This is a genomic window from Streptomyces sp. TLI_171, assembly GCF_003610255.1.
Lineage (GTDB): Bacteria > Actinomycetota > Actinomycetes > Streptomycetales > Streptomycetaceae > Kitasatospora.
Map to the genome: position 1 here is coordinate 6,997,293 of NZ_RAPS01000001.1, position 17,987 is coordinate 7,015,279.

Annotated in this window: 16 protein-coding genes; 8 read left to right on the forward strand and 8 right to left on the reverse strand. The window is 73.1% G+C overall.

Annotated elements, in window-relative coordinates:
• Nucleotides 1–49: 49 nt before the first annotated feature.
• Nucleotides 50–523 (reverse strand): carboxymuconolactone decarboxylase family protein, encoded by a 474-nt coding sequence (locus BX266_RS31035; protein ID WP_099905256.1) that lies wholly within the window; start codon nucleotides 521–523, stop codon nucleotides 50–52.
• A gap of 261 nt (nucleotides 524–784) precedes the next feature.
• Nucleotides 785–1,246, reverse strand: coding sequence for a hypothetical protein (locus BX266_RS31040; protein WP_099905258.1), 462 nt, complete (start codon nucleotides 1,244–1,246; stop codon nucleotides 785–787).
• Nucleotides 1,247–1,380: 134 nt separating this feature from the next.
• Between BX266_RS31040 and BX266_RS31045 the strand changes: the two genes are divergently transcribed.
• A complete protein-coding gene (locus BX266_RS31045; RefSeq protein WP_099905260.1) occupies nucleotides 1,381–2,403 on the forward strand; it encodes a nitronate monooxygenase in 1,023 nt (340 codons plus the stop codon).
• Between the two features lie 15 nt (nucleotides 2,404–2,418).
• On the opposite strand, the gene BX266_RS31050 is transcribed toward BX266_RS31045, so the two are convergent.
• Complete coding sequence (locus BX266_RS31050) at nucleotides 2,419–3,861, reverse strand: aminopeptidase P family protein (protein ID WP_099905262.1); 1,443 nt, start codon at nucleotides 3,859–3,861, stop codon at nucleotides 2,419–2,421.
• A 214-nt stretch (nucleotides 3,862–4,075) separates the two neighbouring features.
• Here BX266_RS31050 and BX266_RS31055 point away from each other — a divergent pair, with 214 nt between their 5' ends.
• The 7 genes from BX266_RS31055 (at nucleotide 4,076) to BX266_RS31085 (ending at nucleotide 14,044) form a co-directional block, all read left to right on the forward strand.
• Entirely contained in the window at nucleotides 4,076–5,818 is a 1,743-nt protein-coding gene (locus tag BX266_RS31055; protein WP_099905264.1) for an ABC transporter substrate-binding protein, read from the forward strand.
• Between the two features lie 111 nt (nucleotides 5,819–5,929).
• A complete protein-coding gene (locus BX266_RS31060; protein WP_120314438.1) occupies nucleotides 5,930–6,802 on the forward strand; it encodes an ABC transporter permease in 873 nt (290 codons plus the stop codon).
• Nucleotides 6,799–7,788 carry an ABC transporter permease gene (locus BX266_RS31065; RefSeq protein ID WP_099905268.1) on the forward strand — a complete coding sequence of 330 codons (990 nt, stop codon included), beginning with the start codon at nucleotides 6,799–6,801 and terminating at the stop codon, nucleotides 7,786–7,788. The genes BX266_RS31060 and BX266_RS31065 overlap by 4 nt, the downstream gene beginning before the upstream one ends.
• The gene (locus tag BX266_RS31070; RefSeq protein ID WP_099905271.1) at nucleotides 7,785–8,768 is read left to right on the forward strand and encodes an ABC transporter ATP-binding protein; all 984 of its coding nucleotides are present in this window, start codon (nucleotides 7,785–7,787) and stop codon (nucleotides 8,766–8,768) included. Before BX266_RS31065 ends, BX266_RS31070 begins: the two co-directional genes overlap by 4 nt.
• Nucleotides 8,765–9,781 (forward strand): ABC transporter ATP-binding protein, encoded by a 1,017-nt coding sequence (locus tag BX266_RS31075; protein ID WP_099905273.1) that lies wholly within the window; start codon nucleotides 8,765–8,767, stop codon nucleotides 9,779–9,781. Before BX266_RS31070 ends, BX266_RS31075 begins: the two co-directional genes overlap by 4 nt.
• Nucleotides 9,782–9,851: 70 nt before the next feature.
• Nucleotides 9,852–12,161, forward strand: coding sequence for a collagenase (locus tag BX266_RS31080; RefSeq protein ID WP_099905275.1), 2,310 nt, complete (start codon nucleotides 9,852–9,854; stop codon nucleotides 12,159–12,161).
• Nucleotides 12,162–12,256: 95 nt separating this feature from the next.
• Nucleotides 12,257–14,044 carry a glycoside hydrolase family 36 protein gene (locus BX266_RS31085; RefSeq protein WP_099905277.1) on the forward strand — a complete coding sequence of 596 codons (1,788 nt, stop codon included), beginning with the start codon at nucleotides 12,257–12,259 and terminating at the stop codon, nucleotides 14,042–14,044.
• Nucleotides 14,045–14,057: 13 nt separating this feature from the next.
• On the opposite strand, the gene BX266_RS31090 is transcribed toward BX266_RS31085, so the two are convergent.
• The 5 genes from BX266_RS31090 to BX266_RS31110 form a co-directional block, all read right to left on the reverse strand.
• Nucleotides 14,058–14,432: a hypothetical protein gene (locus tag BX266_RS31090; protein ID WP_099905279.1), complete on the reverse strand. Its 375-nt coding sequence runs from the start codon at nucleotides 14,430–14,432 to the stop codon at nucleotides 14,058–14,060.
• Between the two features lie 92 nt (nucleotides 14,433–14,524).
• Nucleotides 14,525–14,914: a roadblock/LC7 domain-containing protein gene (locus BX266_RS31095; RefSeq protein WP_099905281.1), complete on the reverse strand. Its 390-nt coding sequence runs from the start codon at nucleotides 14,912–14,914 to the stop codon at nucleotides 14,525–14,527.
• Between the two features lie 79 nt (nucleotides 14,915–14,993).
• Nucleotides 14,994–16,028, reverse strand: coding sequence for a hypothetical protein (locus BX266_RS31100; protein WP_099905283.1), 1,035 nt, complete (start codon nucleotides 16,026–16,028; stop codon nucleotides 14,994–14,996).
• Nucleotides 16,028–16,411, reverse strand: coding sequence for a hypothetical protein (locus BX266_RS31105; protein WP_099905285.1), 384 nt, complete (start codon nucleotides 16,409–16,411; stop codon nucleotides 16,028–16,030). Before BX266_RS31105 ends, BX266_RS31100 begins: the two co-directional genes overlap by 1 nt.
• Before the next feature lie 176 nt (nucleotides 16,412–16,587).
• Nucleotides 16,588–17,871 (reverse strand): MFS transporter, encoded by a 1,284-nt coding sequence (locus BX266_RS31110; protein ID WP_259464938.1) that lies wholly within the window; start codon nucleotides 17,869–17,871, stop codon nucleotides 16,588–16,590.
• Nucleotides 17,872–17,987: the final 116 nt, after the last annotated feature.

Sequence of the window (17,987 nt, forward strand, 5' to 3'; positions counted from 1 at the left end):
GGCCGTCACCCCGCGCCCTGCGGAGGCGACGCCCGTCGAGCGCCGGGCGTCAGGCGTACTGGCCGGGGACGTAGTCGCCCGCGGGCTGACGGATGATCACGTTGATCCGGTTGTAGGTGTTGATCACGGCGATCAGGCTGACCAGCGCGGTCAGCTGCTCCTCGTCGTAGTGCCGGGCCGCCTCCGCCCACGCCGCGTCGCTGACCCCGCCCGCCGCGTCGGCGATCCGGGTGCCCTGCTCGGTGACCTCCAGCGCGGCGCGCTCCGCCTCGGTGAAGACGGTGGCCTCCCGCCAGGCGGCGACCAGGTTCAGCCGCAGCTGGCTCTCGCCGGCGTGCGCCGCGTCCTTGGTGTGCATGTCGGTGCAGAACCCGCAGCCGTTGATCTGGCTGGCCCGGATCTTCACCAGCTCCTGGGTGGCCGCGGGCAGCGCCGACAGGCCCAGCGCGTGGCCCGCCGAGTTGATGTACTTGAGGAACTTCGCGCCGAGCGGGTTGGCGAAGTAGTTGAGACGTGCGTCCATGGTCGGCTCCCTGTGGTGAGTGCTTCTGCAAGGACTGACCCCGCCGCCCACCCCGCTGTGACAGCCCTGCGATGTGACGCCCGTCACGCTACCGGTTCGTCCACGTTCCACCGCGCAGGCAGGTCCGCCTCGCAGCACACGCGCACGAGGAATCCCTCCCGCACCAGCCGCAGCACCCCGTCCTCGCCGGCCGTGAACGTGAACGGGCCCTCGACGGACGGCCGTTCGGCCGGCCGGCGCGGCGCCAGGCTCGGCCGGTCGTCACCAGAGGAAGGACGGGGACAGCCGGGTCAGCAGGAACAGCGACACCGCGGCGACGAAGACCGCGGTCAGGACGTTGGTGGTGGTGCGCGAGACGCGCGGGGCGAACAGGAGGGCGCCGACCGCGAAGCAGCCGGCGGCGAGCGGGATCGGGGCCAGGACCAGGAACGGGGTGCCCGCCGCCACCCGGAGCGAGGGGAGGGCCAGCAGCAGCGCGAGGCCGGTCGCCGCCGCGGTCGCGCCGAGCGGGCGGTGCACGCCGGCCAGACGCAACAGGACCCAGCCCTGCACCAGCCACACCCCGGGGACGGCCATCGGGACCAGCGGCCCGACGGCCTCGGGGGAGGTCAGGGAGGCCAGCACCCCCACCACCAGCACCGCGCCGACCGACGCGCCCACCAGCGCCGCCCGGGTCCCGACGCCGAGCCGACGGACCGTCAACGCCACCTGACCCATCGCCATGCCCCGCCCCCCTCACCGCTGATCGTCGCGCCATTGTGGCACTCGGCGGCGCGGACCCCGCGAGCGGGTTCCCCGGACGGCCGGGCGCGGCGACGTAGGGTGGCCGCGGGAGGACCGGCGGACAAGGAGCGGGCATGGAGTTCGGCTGGACGGTGCCGCTGGTCGCGGCGCCCATGGCGGGCGGGGCGAGCACCCCCGAACTGGTCGCCGCGGTCAACCGCGCGGGCGGCCTCGGGTTTCTCGCCGCCGGCTACCGCAGCGCCGAGGCGATGCTCCGACAGATCCGGCGCACCCGCGAGCTGACGGACCGTCCGATCGGCGTCAACCTGTTCGTCCCCGGGCCGCCCGCCCCGCCCGGACCGGTCGCCGCCTACCGCGAACGCCTGCTCCCCGAAGCCCTGCAGTGGGGCATTCAGCTGCCCGCCGCGATCCCACCCGACCGCGACGACTGGGACGCCAAACTGGACGCCCTGCTGCGCGAACCCGTCGCCTGGGTCTCCTACACCTTCGGCCTCCCCGAACCCGCCGAGGCCGCCGCCGTCCGCGCGGCCGGAATCCGCCAGCTCGGCACCGTCACCAGCCCCGAGGAGGCCCGCGCCGCCACCGCGCTCGGCCTCGATGCCCTCGCCGTCCAGGGCCCCGAGGCCGGCGGGCACCGCGCCACCCACCGGGCGGAGGACCCGCCCGGCACCCTGCCGCTGCTCCAACTCATCACCGCTGTACGGGAAGTGACCGCCCTGCCGGTGATCGCAGCCGGTGGCCTCGGGGACGGCCCGGCGATCGCCGCCGCACTGCGCGCCGGAGCGATCGCCGCCCTCCTCGGCACCGCCTACCTGCGCACCGAGGAGTCCGGCGCCTCCCCGGCCCACCGCCGGGCCCTCACCGCTCTCGGCGAAACCACCGTCACGCGAGCCTTCACCGGCCGCCCGGCACGCGGCCTCCGCAACGCCTTCATCGACCGCCACGACCGCTACGCCCCGACCGCCTACCCCGAGGTCCACCACCTCACCCAGCCCCTCCGGGCCGCCGCCGCCCGCCGCGAGGACCTCACCGCCATGCACCTCTGGGCCGGCACCGCCCACCACCTCGCCCGCGAGGGCGGTGCCGCCGACCTGACCCGCGCCCTGTGGCACGAGGCGCGACAGTGGAACGACTAGCGGCGCGGCTGTCGCTCAGGGGAGCAGGGCGGCCATCCAGGACTCGATGGCGTCGGGGGTGCGGGGGAGGGCGTCGGACATCAGGCGGGCGCCGTCGGCGGTGATGACGAGGTCGTCCTCGATGCGGACGCCGATGCCGCGGAGGGCGGGCGGGAGGGTGAGGTCGTCGGGCTGGAGGTAGAGGCCGGGTTCGACGGTGAGCACCATGCCCTCCTCCAGGACGCCGTCGAGGTAGGTCTCGGCCCGGGCCTTCGCGCAGTCGTGCACGTCGAGGCCGAGCATGTGGCCGCTGGAGCAGAGGGTGTAGCGGCGGTAGAGACCGGAGTCCTCGTGGAGGGCTTCGGCGGCGGAGACCGGAAGGACGCCCCAGTCGGCGAGGCCCTCGGCGATGACGCGCATGCCGGCGCGGTGGAAGTCGCGGAACGAGGCGCCGGGCCGCAGGGTGGCGATGCCGGCGTTCTGGGCGGCCAGCACCAGCTCGTAGACGTCGCGTTGGGCGGAGGTGAAGGTGCCGGAGAGCGGGAGGGTGCGGGTGATGTCGGCGGTGTAGAGGGTGTCGGTCTCCACGCCGGCGTCGAGCAGCAGCAGCTCGGAGGGGTCGAGCGGGCCGTCGTTGCGGATCCAATGCAGGACGCAGGCGTGCGCGCCGGAGGCGACGATGGTGTCGTAGCCGGTGCCGTTGCCCTCGGCGCGGGCGCGGGCGTTGAACGCGCCCTCCAGCCAGCGCTCGCCGCGGTGGTGGCGCAGGGCGGCGGGCAGGGCGCGGACCACGTCCTCGAAGCCGCGGGCGGTGTGGTCGACGGAGAGCTGCAGCTGCTCGACCTCCCAGGCGTCCTTGATCAGGCGCAACTCGGAGAGCGCGGAGGCGAGTTGGCCGTCGGCGGCGGAACCGGAGGCCGCGCGGCCGGCGAGGGCGTCGAGCACGGGGTCGACGCCCGCCACGATCCGGGTGGGGACGGAGCCGGTGAAGAGCTTGGGCAGGTCGTCGAGGTGGGCGGTGCGCAGGCCGGTGAGCCGGGCGGCCTCGGCGAGGTCGGCGCGCCGGCCGACCCAGAACTCGCCGTAGCGGCGGTCGCGGTAGAACTCGGCGCTGCCGTCGGCCCGGTCGGAGCGGGGGCGCAGGTAGAGGACGGGCTCGCCGTCGGGTTCGACCACCAGGACGTGGCCGACCTGCTCCTCGCCGGTGAGGCCGGTGAGGTGGGCGTAGCCGCTGTAGGGGCGGAAGCGGTAGTCGCAGTCGTTGCTGCGGACCTTCAACTGCCCTGCGGGGACGAGCAGTCGCTCGCCGGGGAAGGCGGCGGCGAGGCCGGCCCGGCGGGCCGGGAACCAGTCGTGCCCGGGGACGCGCCGGTCGGCGGGCAGCGGGGTGGCGGCCCACTGCCCGGCCATGAAGGCTTCCAGTGCGGGGGTGACGGGGAGGTCGTGGCTTCCGGTGTTCAGCTGCGGCTGGTCGGCCATTGTCGAGGGCTCCTCTGACCTGGGACAAGTTCATTACGGGGAAAGGGAGTTGCGCGGCCCGGGCGGGCCCGCAATGACACGGCTCGATAACGGTCCGGCCGCCTCATTGCGCAGTGCAATTTCACATTACTATGTTACGGGTCACACCTCAGAGTGGGCCAGACCCCCGGCGGCACAGATCCCCGTTGAGCGGCCCCCAGTTCCGGAGTTGCACATGAACAGGCGTACCCACGCCGCCCTCGCGGCGGCCATCGCGGCTTCCCTCACCCTCGGCCTCGGTGCGTGCAGCAGCAACAGCGGCGGCAGCGGAGACAACAACGGCGGAGACAAGGGTGTGACCACGCAGGGCAACGGCATCATCGGCGGCACGCCGGTGAAGGGCGGCACCCTCACCATCCTCTCCAACCAGGACTTCGACCAGCTCGACCCGGCCCGCAACTGGACCATGCCGGTGATGGACGTCGGTGTCCGAATGCTCTACCGGACGCTCACCACCTTCAAGGCCGCCCCGGGCGCCGAGGGCCTGAAGATCGAACCCGACCTGGCCACCGACCTGGGCACCCCCAGCGACGGCGCCAAGACCTGGACCTTCCACCTGAAGGACGGCCTCAAGTACGAGGACGGCACCCCGATCGTCGCCGACGACATCAAGTACAACGTCGAGCGGTCGTTCTCCCCGGAGCTGCCCGGCGGCCCGGACTACGCGGTGCGCTACCTGAACGCCCCGGCCGGCTACAAGGGCCCGCTGGGCGGCGAGCGGCTCGGCAAGGAGGCCATCGAGGTCCCCGACGCCAAGACCATCGTCTTCCACCTGAAGCGCCCGGTCGCCGAGTTCGGCTACACCGTCACGCTGCCGACCTTCGCGCCCGTCCCGAAGGCGAAGGAGGCCGGCGCCAACTACTCCAACCACCCGGTCTCCTCCGGCCCGTACAAGATCGAGAGCTACGACCGCGGCAAGCGCATGGTGCTGGTCCGCAACACCAACTGGGACCCGGCGTCCGACCCGGTGCGCAAGGCCTACCCGGACAGGATCGTGGTCGACCAGACCCTCAAGGGCTCCGGCATCGCCGACCGGTTGATCGCCGACCAGGGCGACGACAAGAACGCCATCTCCTACGTCGACCTGCTGCCCGCGAAGATCTCCGAGGTGCTCACCAACCCGGACGTCAAGGCCCGCCTGATCAGCGAGAACGCCGGCTGCACCACCATGCTCGACATGAACACCACCAAGGCGCCGTTCGACAACGCCAAGGTGCGCCAGGCGATGCAGTACGCGGTGGACAAGGAGTCCTTCGCCGCCGCGATGGGCGGCCCGGCGTTCAACGACATCGCCACCACCTACCTGCCGCCGGTGCTCACCTCCGGCGCCCCGGTCGACCACTTCATGATCAAGCCGGCCGGCGACCCGGAGAAGGCCAAGCAGCTGCTGGCCGAGGCGGGCCTCCCGAACGGCTTCGACACCGAACTGGTCACCTCCACCGGCGGCAAGCCGCAGGCCGAGGCGCTGCAGGCCGCGCTCAAGCGGGCCGGGGTGAACGTCACCATCACCACCGTCGACCCGACCGCCGTCAACTCCATCGTCGGCGACAAGGACAAGCAGCCCGGACTCACCCAGCTCGGCTGGTGTCCCGACTACCCGTCGGCCGCCACCTTCCTGCCGATGATCTACGACGGCCGCCTGATCAAGGACAAGGGCAACAACGGCAACATGACCCGGTTCAACGACCCGGAGACCAACGCCGAGCTCGACCGGATCGCCGGCCTGGACGACCTGCAGAAGGCCAACTCCGCCTGGCTGGAGCTGGACGCCAAGATCATGGACAAGTCGCCCGCCGTCCCGCTGGTGTGGCAGAAGAAGCCGCTGCTGGTCGGCTCCAACATCGCCGGCGCCTACGCCCACCCGGTCTGGGCCGGCCAGATCGACTACGCGGTCATCGGCCTCAAGTCCGTCAAGTAAGGCGGGAGTTCCCGATATGACCACCCCGCTCGCCCCGGCGCCGGCCGGGGGAGCGGGGGCCCCGGAGGCCGCCCAGGCCCCCGCCGCCCCGCCTCCCCCCGGGCCCTCGCCCTGCACCGCCTGCGCCGCCAGCGCACCGCGAGGATCGGCGCCGGCATCATCGCCTTCTTCGTGCTGGCCGCCCTGCTCGCCCCCGTGCTCACCGCGATCAGCGGCACCCGCCCGGACACCGTCGACAAGAAGGCCATCGACCCGTACCTCGGCGGCCTGCCCCGCGGCAGCCTGGGCGGCATCAGCCCCCAGCACTGGCTGGGCGTCGAACCGCTGCTCGGCCGCGACATCTTCGCCCGGCTGCTCTACGGCGCCCAGATCAGCCTGCTGGTGGCCTTCGCCTCCGCCGTGCTGATCACCCTGATCGGCACCGTCCTCGGCATCACCGCCGGCTACTTCGGCGGCCGCACCGACGCCGTGATCAGCCGCTTCATGGACGTCATGATGTCCTTCCCCAGCCTGATCTTCATGATCGCGCTGCTGTCGGTGGCCCGGGACGTCAACCGCGTCGTGCTGCTGATCGGCGTGATGTCCTTCTTCTCCTGGCCCTACATCGCCCGCGTGGTCCGCGGCCAGACCCTCTCGCTCAAGCACCGCGAGTACGTCGAGGCCGCCCGCGCCAGCGGCACCACCGACCTGCGCATCCTGTTCGGCGAGATCCTGCCCAACCTCACCGGCACCGTCATCGTCTACGTCACCCTCGCCATCCCCGGCCTGATCGGCACCGAGGCGGCGCTGACCTTCCTCGGCGTCGGCATCCGCCCGCCCACGCCCTCGTGGGGCCAGATGATCTCCGACGCGGTGCTCTACTACAAGGTCGACCCGATGTTCTTCATCCTGCCCAGCGCCTGCCTGTTCCTGGTGGTCCTGGCCTTCACCCTGGTCGGCGACGCGCTGCGCGACGCACTCGACCCGAAGGGCAGCCGGACGTGATCGGATTCCTGCTCCGCCGGCTCGCCGCGATGGCCGCCACCCTGCTGGTCATCTGCGCGCTCACCTTCGCCGTGTTCTTCCTGCTGCCGGCCGACCCCGCCGCCCAGTTCTGCGGCAAGGACTGCTCCACCGACCGGATCGAACTCGTCCGCCAGCAACTCGGCCTGGCCGACCCGCTGATCGTCCAGTTCGGCCGCTACGTCGTCGGCATCTTCGCCGGGCAGACCATGGGCAGCGGCCAGTACGCGGTCCACTGCGGGTTCCCCTGCTTCGGCTACTCCTTCCAATCCGCCCAGCCCGTCTGGGACCTGATGATGGACCGGCTGCCCACCAGCGTCTCGCTCGCCCTCGGCGCGGCCGTGCTCTGGCTGGTCCTCGGCGTCGGCGCCGGCGTGCTCTCCGCACTGCGCCGCGGCACCTGGCTCGACCGCACCCTGATGGTGGGCACCATCGGCATCGCCGCCCTGCCGGTCTACTTCACCGCGATGATCCTGCTCTACCTGGTCGTCAGCGTCGCCGGCGTCCTCCCCTACCCCCGGTACATCGCGTTCACCGAGAACCCCGGGCAGTGGGTCACCAACCTGATCCTCCCGTGGATCACCCTCTCGCTGCTGTACGCCGCCATCTACGCCCGGATGACCCGCAACTCCGTCATCGAGACGATGGCCGAACCGTACGTCCGCACCGCCCGCGCCAAAGGCCTGCCCGAGCGCCGGGTGGTCGGCAAGCACGGCCTGCGCCCCGCCCTCACCCCCGTCGCCACCATGCTCGGCATGGACCTCGGCGGCCTGCTGGCCGGCGCCCTCATCACCGAATCGCTGTTCAGCCTCCCCGGCATCGGCAAGCTCTTCGCCGACTCGCTGAACAAGTCCGACCAGCCGGTGATCATGGGCGTCACCCTGCTCGCCTCCTTCTTCATCGTCAGCTCCAACCTGGTCGTGGACCTGGTCTACGCCTGGATCGACCCGAGGGCGAGGCTCGCATGACCGAACCCCTGCTGTCCGTACGGGACCTGGCCGTCGAGTTCGACACCGCCGAAGGCGCCGTCCGGGCCGTGAAGGGCGTCGACTTCACCGTCGACCGCGGCCGCACCCTCGGCATCGTCGGCGAATCCGGCTCCGGAAAGTCCGTCACCTCACTCGCCGTCATGGGCCTGCACCGCGGCGCCACCGTCACCGGCTCCGCGAAGCTCGACGGCGTCGAACTCATCGGCGCCCCCGACGAACGACTGCGGCAACTGCGCGGCCGGAAGATGGCGATGGTCTTCCAGGACGCCCTCACCGCCCTCCACCCGTACTTCACCGTCGGCGACCAGATCGCCGAGGCCTACCGCCAGCACTTCGGCGGCAGCCGCAAGCGGGCCCGCGCCCGGGCCGTCGACGTCCTCGGCGACGTCGGCATCCCGGAACCCGCCCGCCGCGCCGACGAACACCCGCACCAGTTCTCCGGCGGCATGCGCCAACGCGCCATGATCGCCCTCGCCCTGTCCTGTGAACCCGACCTGATCATCGCCGACGAACCCACCACCGCCCTCGACGTCACCGTCCAGGCCCAGGTGCTCGAACTCCTGATGCGCCTGCAGCAGGAACGCGGACTCGGGATCGTCATGATCACGCACGACCTCGGCGTGATCGCCCGGGTCGCCGACGAGGTGCTCGTCATGTACGGCGGCTCCGCCGCCGAACAGGCCCCCGCCGACACCCTCTTCACCACCCCCCGACACCCCTACACCCGCGGCCTGCTCGACTCGCTGCCCCGACTCGACGCACCCGAGGACGCCGACCTGCGCTCCATCCCCGGCACCCCGCCCTCGCTGCTCGCCCCACCCGCCGGCTGCGCCTTCCACCCGCGCTGCCCGGTCTACGCCGCCGCGCCCGACGACCGCTGCACCGGCGAACGCCCCCCGCTGCGCACCGTCGCCACCGGCCACCGCAGCGCCTGCGTCCTCGATGAGGTGACCGCATGACCACCGAGACCCTGACGACCGCGGACCCCGCCGACCCCGGCGCACCCCGGGCCCTGCTCAGCGTCCGCGACCTCGGCATGACCTTCCCCGGACCGCGCGGCACCCTCCGCCGCCGCCCCGGCGTCCGCGCCGTCGACGGCGTCAGCTTCGACGTCCGCCCCGGCGAGACCCTCGGCCTGGTCGGCGAATCCGGCTGCGGGAAGTCCACCACCGGACGGATGCTGGTCCGCCTGCTCGACCCCACCGCCGGGACGGTCGGCTTCCGCGGCCAGGACATCACCCGCCTGCCGCAGGGCCGACTCCGGCCGCTGCGCAGCCAGTTCCAGATGATCTTCCAGGACCCGTTCGCCTCGCTGAACCCGCGGCAGACCGTCCAGCAGATCATCGCCGCGCCGCTGCGGGCGCAGGGCGCCTCCGCGGAGAAGATCCGCGGCGAGGTCCGCGACCTGGTCCGCCTGGTCGGCCTCGCGCCCGAACACCTGGAGCGCTACCCCCACCAGTTCTCCGGCGGCCAGGCCCAGCGCATCGGCATCGCCCGCGCGCTGGCCACCCGGCCCGAACTGGTCGTCGCCGACGAACCCGTCTCCGCGCTCGACGTCTCCATCCAGGCCCAGATCGTCGGCCTGATGGAACGCCTGCAGCGCGAACTCGGCGTCGCCTACGTGTTCATCGCGCACGACCTCGCCGTGGTCAAGCACATCAGCCACCGGGTCGCCGTCATGTACCTCGGCCGGATCGTCGAGATCGGCGAGAAGACCCAGGTCTACGACCACCCCGCTCACCCGTACACCAAGGCGCTGCTCTCCGCCGTCCCGCTCCCCGACCCCGCCGCCGAGCGCGCCCGCGAACGGATCGTCCTGCTCGGCGACCCGCCCAGCCCCGCCAGCCCCCCGCCCGGCTGCACCTTCCACCCCCGCTGCCCGAAAGCCCGGGCGATCTGCCGCACCGAGGCCCCCCTCCTCACCCTGAACACCCCCACCCGCCAGGTCGCCTGCCACTTCCCGGAAGCCTGAACGGGACCCTGACGACCCGTCAGCCGCGCGACGCCCACCCCCACACCTGCGCCGACATGGAGCCCCCACTGTGCGATCCACCCGAAAGACCCTGCTGGCCGCGGCGATCGCCGCGTCCCTCGCCGTGCCGTTCCTGCAGAGCACCCACGCCGCCGCCGCGGACCCGGCGCCCGCAGCCGCCGCCGCGGCGCCCACCGACCGGACCGCGTACGACGACGTCGATCACCTCGGGGCGGCGACCGAGCAGGTCGGGGCCGTCGCGCCCGCACCTGGCGGGGGGTCGCTGGGCGACGGGCACATTCCCGGCGCGCTGCCGTCGAAGGTCGGGCGGCCCGCGCCCACCGCAGCGCAGTCGGCGACCACCGCGGCCGGCGTGACCTGTGACGCGAGCGGGATGACCGGGCTCTCGCCGCAGGCCCTCGCCGAGTTCCTCGCCGACCCGGCCGTCACCGAGGAGTGCCTGCAGGGGGCCCTCTGGACGTGGGACGCCCGCTTCGCGACCACCATGGACGCCGCGCACGTCGCGGCGGTCGCCGCGAAGGCGGAGAGCCTGGCGGCGTCGAACGACCCGAACCTGTACCAGCTCTGGTACTTCCTGCACGCGGCCGTGTTCCACGACTTCTCGCACGCCGAGATCGACCTCACCACCGCGCCGACCACCACCGCCGTGCAGCGCGCCATCGACGCGTACCTGGGCAGCGCCCACGCCTTCGACCCGACGCCGGCCGCGGGCCTGGTGCTGCGGGAACTGGGCGTCGTGGCCGGCTCGACCGGCAACCGGGAACACAACCTGCCGCTGGTGAAGCGGGTGCTGGCGCAGTTCGGCAGCGGCACCGAGGTCGCCGGGTCCTGGGAGTGGGGCGGCGCCGCGCTCTCCGCGCTGAACATCAACTTCCTCGGCATCGGCAACCGCGACCAGGCGTTCACCGCCGCCGTCACCGCCGACGCCGACTACCGCGCCGCGTTCCGCGCGTTCGCCACGGCCGGCCACCTGAAGGGCAGCCAGAACGACTGGCTGGCCCGGGACGCGATGGGCGAGTACGGCCGGTTCGGGCAGATCGACGCGCTGAAGGCACAGCTCACCGGCGAGATCGGCGGCCTGCTGAACGACACCGCGGCGACCTTCGGCGAGTACTCGGCGCCGTGGATCAAGGTGGTCGGCTGGGCCAACACGTACGGCGTCTGCGCCCGGTTCGACGTCTGCACGGACCGGATCGAGGCCAGGCTCTTCCCGAACACCTACACGTACGACAACGGTGCGATCGAGGTGCACACCGGCCTCGACAAGGCCACCGTCGACCGGATGTACTACGCCAGCAAGCAGGTGAAGACCCAGTTCTTCCGGGTCCTGGGCACCGACGCGCCGCTGGCCGGCGACACCAACGGCACGCTGCACATCCACCTGTACGCGACCCGCTCCGACTACGAGGTGTACCACCCGCTGCTGACCGGGATGGCCACCAACAACGGCGGCATCTACATCGAGAACGGCGCGACGTTCTACACCTACCAGCGCACCAGCGCCGAGTCGTACCTGACGCTGGAGGAACTGTTCCGGCACGAGTACGTGCACTACCTCAACGGCCGCTGGGCGGTGCCCGGTTACTTCGGCGACCAGCGCTGGTACGCCGACGACCGGACCACCGCGATGGACGAGGGCACCGCCGAGTTCTTCGACGGCGCGACCCGCGACCAGGGCATCGAGGTCCGGCAGGCCCTGGTGGCTGCGCTCGCCCGGGACGAGGCGAACGGCATCCCGCGGATGACCGTCGACCAGCTCCTGCACGCCCGCTACGACGACGCGCCGGCGTTCCACTTCTACAACTACGCGGGCACCTTCTTCGAGTTCCTGTGGACCGCCCACCCCTCGCTGCTGCGCGAGATGTACGGCTACCAGCGGGCCGACGACCCGGCGGGCTTCGACGCCTGGCGCGCCCGGCTGGGCGCCGACGCCGGCCTGAACGCCGAGTACTCGGCGTTCCTCGACGCGCAGATCAAGAAGGTCGACCAACTCGACGTCCCCGCCACCGACTTCACCCCGAACGGATCCCTGCAGTACGCCTACCCGGCGGAGGTGCGGGCCGCGTTCGCCAAGGCCACCTACAACACCCCGGACTGCACCGACAACGGCGACTGGGACAACAAGCCGATGCGCTTCGTCTGCACCGGCCGGATCACCGCCAACCTCGCCGACTCCGGCAGCCCGGACCGGGTGTTCAAGGACATGTCCGCCACCGTGGACTACTTCGTCCTGGCCCGCACCAAGGGCGTCGCCAACAACCTCGACGACATGAACTGCTGGTTCGGCAAGGTCGAGGTCTGGCCCGGCGGCCAGGCCGGCACCGCCGACTACACCTGCGAGGGCCCGCTCCGCCGCTGAGCGAGCCGCCGCACCGATGCCCCCGCCCCGACCGGCCGTCCGACCGCTTCCGCGGCCGGCCGGGGCGGGACCACCTCCGGGAAAGGAACCACCGCGTGACCGCGCTGTCCTGGGACGGCTCCGCACCGCCGTCCGGCCGCACCGAGACCTCCCGCACCGTCGACGCCGGCCCGCTCGCCCTGCGGATCACCGCGATCGGCAGCGAGGCCGAACCGGCCGTCACCGTCACCCCACTCGACGTGCCCGGCACGCTGTTGATCGAGGCCCGCGGCACGGGGGCCGACCTCCGGCTGCGAGCGGAGTGGCAGCTGCCCTGCACCGGCGCCACCGGCTACTGGACACCGAACACCAACGCCCGATGGCTGCCCCCGAGTTGGGCGCTGCCCCGGGAGGCCTCGCTGCCCAAGGGAGCGCCCGTCGGCAGCCTGGTCGGGGCCGGCGACGCCGCGCTGTGCACCTTCGCGGTCGGCGAACTCGTGCGGCCCGTCACGATCGGCGAGGGCGCCGTCGAGGAGACCGGCCGCTACAGCTGGTGGGTCGAGCACGACGGCCCCCAGCTCAGCCTGCGCCTCGACCTGACCCGCCGCCACTTCGCCGACACCGTGCGGGAGTCCGCCGCCTGGTGGGCGACGCTCGCACCCGCACGCGACGTCCCCGAGGCCGCCTTCGAGCCGGTGTTCTGCACCTGGTACGCGCTGCACCTGGCGATGACCTCCGCCGACGTCGAGCAGCTCGCCGAACTCGCCGCCCCGCTCGGCTTCCGCTCGCTGATCGTCGACGACGGCTGGCAGACCGACGAACGCACCCGCTCCTACGCCACCACCGGCGACTGGGAGCCCGCCCCGAAGGACTTCCCGGACTTCGCCGGCCACGTCCGGCGGATCCAGGCGATCGGCCTCAACTACCTGCTGTGGCACGCCGTTCCGTTCGTCGGCGACCGCAGCCGGGCCGCCGAGCGGCTGGCCGGCCACACCCTCGCCCACCTGCCGCTGCTGGAGACCCACCTGCTCGACCCGCGCAGCGCCACCGTCCGCGCCCACCAGGTCGAACGGCTGGCCGCCGCCGTCGAGCAGCACGGCGTCGACGGCCTCAAGGTCGACTTCGTCGACACCTTCGCCCGCAAGCCGCCACCCGGCGCCGCCCCCCACACCGCCTCGCCGGAAGCCGACTGCGCCACCGTCGCGGAAGGCGTGCAGAAGCTGCTCGCCGAACTCGACGCCCGGCTGCGGGCCACCCGCCCCGAGGTCCTGGTCGAGCACCGGCAGGACTACCTGGGGCCCGGGCTGTGGCCCTACGCCACCATGGTCCGCGCCACCGACTGCCCGCACAACGCGGTGGAGAACCGGGTCCGCACCGCCGACCTGCGGCTCACCGCTGGCCCGCTCGCCGTGCACGCCGACCCGCTGACCTGGCACCCCGGGGAGAGCCCCGAGCAGATCGCGGTCCTGCTCCAGTCGGTGCTGTTCGCCACCGCCCAGGTCTCCGTCGACCTCGGCGCGCAGAGCGCCGAGCAGCTGACCGCCCTCGCCTTCTGGCTGAGCGTCATGAAGGAGCACCGCACCCTGCTGCAGCGCGGCGAACTCCGCCCGCACCGACCCGAGTTGGCCTATCCGCTGATCGAGGCGCGGCACGGCGCGCAGCTCGCCTTCGGCCGGTACGCCCCGCTGCCGCTGCGGGCCGCGGGCGACTGGGAGCTGCTGCTGGTCGCCAACGCCGACCAGGACACCCTGGTGCGGGTGGAGTTCGACCGCCCGCCCGGCGCCGTCGAGCTGCTGGTGCAGGACTGCCTGGGCGGCGCCGTCGCGCGGGCGCAGACCCCGGTCGGCGGCACGGAGCTGTCCGTCCGCGTGCCCACCGGGGGTCTGCTCACCCTGCGCCGGTAGCCGGAGCCGCCGGTCAGACCTCCAGCTCCGCCTCGATCTTCTTCAGCTGGTGCCGGGCCATCGCCAGGTTGGCCCGGCCCCGGTCGAGGGCGAGGTACAGGAACAGGCCCTTGCCGGTGCGGGAGGTCAGCGGCCGGATCAGGTGGTACTGGGTGGAGAGGCTGATCAGGATGTCCTCGATCGCCTCGTTCAGGTTGAGCAGCTCCATCGCGCGCAGCTTGGCCCGCACCACGTCGGTGTTGCCGGCGGCCGCGACGTTCAGGTCCAGGTCCGGTCCGCCGCCGATGGTGCCCAGCGCCATTCCGCTGTTGTAGTCGACCAGGGCGACGCCGATGGTGCCCTCGATCGAGCTCATGATGTCCTTGAGCGCGGTTTCCACAGCAGCCATTGTTTGCAAGTACCTCTTCCATGAGAGAAATTGACGGCCCGTCAGGTCCTTCGGGCGACGGGGGTGGTGCGCAGTGAGATGAGCGTCAGGGGTCAGAAGGACGTCCGGTCGAGGTCCGTGTCGGCGAGCGCGGCTATCCGCGCCCCGGCCCGCCGGGCTTCCAGGTGCAGTCGGCCGACGTTGGCCTGCGAGCCGGCCAGCAGGGTCAGCACGGTGTACGCGCCCGCGGCGTAGGTGGCGGTGTAGCCGCGCTCGCCGCGGGTGATCAGCTCGCGGAAGGCCCCCTGCCCGGTCGCCTCGGTGAGCCGGGAGCCCACGCCGAGCGCGGCGGCGGTCAGCGCCGCCACGCTCTCGCTCTCCAGGGCACTGGCGTCGTGCGCCACCACCAGGCCGTCGATGGTGGCGACCAGGGATCCGGTCAGGTGCGGGATGCGCGCCCGCAGGCCGCGCAGTTCGGCCTGCACCTCGGCTTCCGGCAGCACGGGGGTCCTCCTCGCGGTCAGTTGTCGAAACGTCCGCTTCATGACTGGGTCGGCGGGACGGGTCGGGCGGGCAGGGCGGTCACAGGGCCTCCAGAGCGGCGCGTAGTCGGAGCAGCAGGCCCACCTCCGGGTCCGAGGAGTCGTAGGAGCGCGGACCGGGCGGCAACAACACGTCCGGCAGCGCCGGTTGCGGCACGGAGGCCGGCGGCGGGTCGAAGGCGGCGGCGGGCTGCCGGGCCGTCAGCAGCCCGGCGGCGGCCAGCTGCCGGACGTCCAGCAGCGTGCCGAAGGTGGAGCGCCCGAGCAGCCGGGCCAGTTCGGGGGCGGTGCGGGTGCCGTCGGCGGCGGCCAGCAGCGCCTCCCGGCGGCGGCGCGGCACCGCGGTGCGGCGCACCGGGGCGGCTCCGGAGGCCAGCAGCGGCGAGCGGTCCAGCTCGGCGGACGGCCAGCAGGCGTCCAGCAGGGCGCGGCGGCGGCCGACCGCGCCGCGCAGTTCCAGCACCGACAGCGGCCGGGCCAGCCGGAAGACCGGATGGGCGGCCGGGTCGAAGCGCAGTTCGCCGACGTGCTGGGCGAGCGCGTCCTGGGCGGCGTCCAGGGTGGCGGTCAGGCGGGCGAGTTCGAGGGCGCCGGCGCCGATCAGACCGCTGTCGACCAGGTACTCGGCGAGCCGGCCGGCGCCCAGCAGCAGGCTGTCCTCCCAGGCGCGGACGCCGATCCGGCCGGCCCCGATCAGCAGGTGGCCGACGGTCGCGCCGCCCGGCGCCTCGGCGTGCACGACCAGGCCGCCCGCCAGGTGCACCGCGCCGTCCGGGCCGTGCAGCGCTCCGGTGGCGCCCTCCGCGGCGAGGTCGGTGAGCGCGGCCTCGAAGGTGGTGGCGGGCGCGCAGCTGGAGCGCCGGCGGCGGGGGAGCGGCGCGGCGTGCGCGCGCCGCGGCCGGGCCGCCGGGTCGGCCGGCGGCGGTGCGTCGGCGGCCGGTTGCGCCGAGCGCAGCGGCGAGGCGACCAGCAGCGGCGGCACCGTGGGCAGGGCGGTCGGCGGGAGCGGCGGCCGCGGCGGGACGGTGACGGCCGCGGGGGTGAGCGGCGGGGCGAGGGTCTCGGCGGGCCACATCAGGACAGCACCAGCCGGTCGGCGATCCCGGCGAGCCGGAGCCGGGCCATCGCCAGGTTGGCGGTGTCCCGGTCGAGCCGCAGGTAGAGGAAGACGTTGGCGTCGAAGGACGCGGGGACGAACCGGATCAGGTGGTAGTTGCCCGCCGAGGTGACGATGACGTCCTCGGCGGGCGGCGCCCCGGTGTCCGGGTCGGCGAAGGAGGGGGTCTGGGTGACCGCGCGGGCGAGCTCGGTGGCGTCCGCGGCCCCGGTCTCGTGGTCGCCGTCGGGGCCGAGTCCGGCGGTGCCTATGGCCAGGCCGTTGGTCCAGTCGACCAGGCTGACGCCCAGGGCGCCGGTGATCCCCATGGCTTCCGCAAGGCACTCTTCGATCCCGGGCACGAAGTGCGTTCCCTCCCCACCGCGGCAGGCACGGCGCGTCGCTGCCACCGCGCTCACCTGCGGTAGTCTGACCAGGACGCAACGCTACCGGCGCCGCCACGGGAGAGCGAGACTTTCCGGCATATCGCTCGGGCATATGCCCGAATACGCTATGGTGCCCGGCGGTTGAGCGGGAGTCAGTCCTGCTGCCCGGGCAGCTCGCGCAGCCGCGGGATCGGCGAGAACAGCACCCACAGCCCCGAGGCGAGCGCCCCGACGGCCGCGATCCACAGCGCAGGCCGCAGCCCGAGGGTGCTGCCGAGCAGCCCGCCGAGCAGCGAACCCACCGGGCGCACCCCGTAGTTGACGGCCTGGTAGGCGCCGGAGACCCGGGAGCGCAGGGCGTCCGGGATGCACGCCGCGAAGATCGTGCCCGCGGTGATGTCGAGGATCATCACGCCGACGCCGGACAGGAACTCCGCGCCGAACAGCAGCGCCGCGGCCGTGCCGGGCGACCCGCCGGCCAGCGGGATCAGCAGCAGCGGCGCGGGGAACGCCACCAGGCCGAGCAGGAATGCCGGTCCGACGCCGATCCGGGCCGCCAGCCGCCCGGTGACCGCCGCGCCGAGCAGCGTGCCGACCGCCGCGGCCGCCATCACCGCACCCAACAGGCCCGCGCTGAAGCCGAGTTCCTCGGTCGCGTAGAGCACGAACAGGGCCCCGATGACGAAGGTGAACAGGTTGACGGTGGCGGTGCCGAGCAGCGCCGCGAGGATCACCGGCGAGCGCCGGATCCAGCGCAGCCCCTCGGCGGCCGAGCCCCGGCCGGGCGCGGCGGGCGGCGGCTCCTCGGGACTGATCCGGCGCAGGAACAGCGCGGAGACCAGGAAGGACGCCGCGTCCACCACCAACGCCAGGGGCGCGGCCAGCAGTTGGACCAGCAGGCCGCCCAGGCCCGGGCCCGCCACGTAGGTGACCGCCCGGCTGCCGTTGATCAGCGCGTTCCCGCGCAGGTACTGCTCGGCGGGCACCAGGGCCACGAACAGCGGCGGGTTGCAGACGTGGAAGAACACCGACAGCGTGCCGGTGAGCAGCACCACCGCGTACAGCTGGGCCAGCGTCAGGACGCCCGCGGCGAAGGCGATCGGGACGGTCAGCAGCACGGCCGCGCGCCCCAGGTCGGTGGCGATCATCACCCGGCGGCGGTGCCCGTAGCGGTCGGCCCAGCCGCCCGCGTGCAGCGACAGCAGCAGGTACGGCAGCCAGCCGGCGGCGGCCAGGTAGCCCATCTGCGCGGCGTCGGCGTGCAGGGCGGAGACCGCGATCAGCGGGATCACCAGCAGGGTGATCTGGTCGCCGAGCGAGGAGACGGTCTGGCCGGTCCAGTAGCGGCGGAAGGCCGGTTCGTGGAGCAGCTCGGGTATCCGGCGGCGGAGGGCGCCGGCCGGGCGGGCCGGGTGCTGGTCCAGGGCGGCGGTCACGGCTGCACGTCCGTCGGGACGGCCAGCTGGATCAGCTGGACGGTGCGCGCGCCCGCGGGGCGCAGCGCCGGGTCGGTCAGCCGGTCCAGGTACGGACGGGTCAACTCCTGGATCTT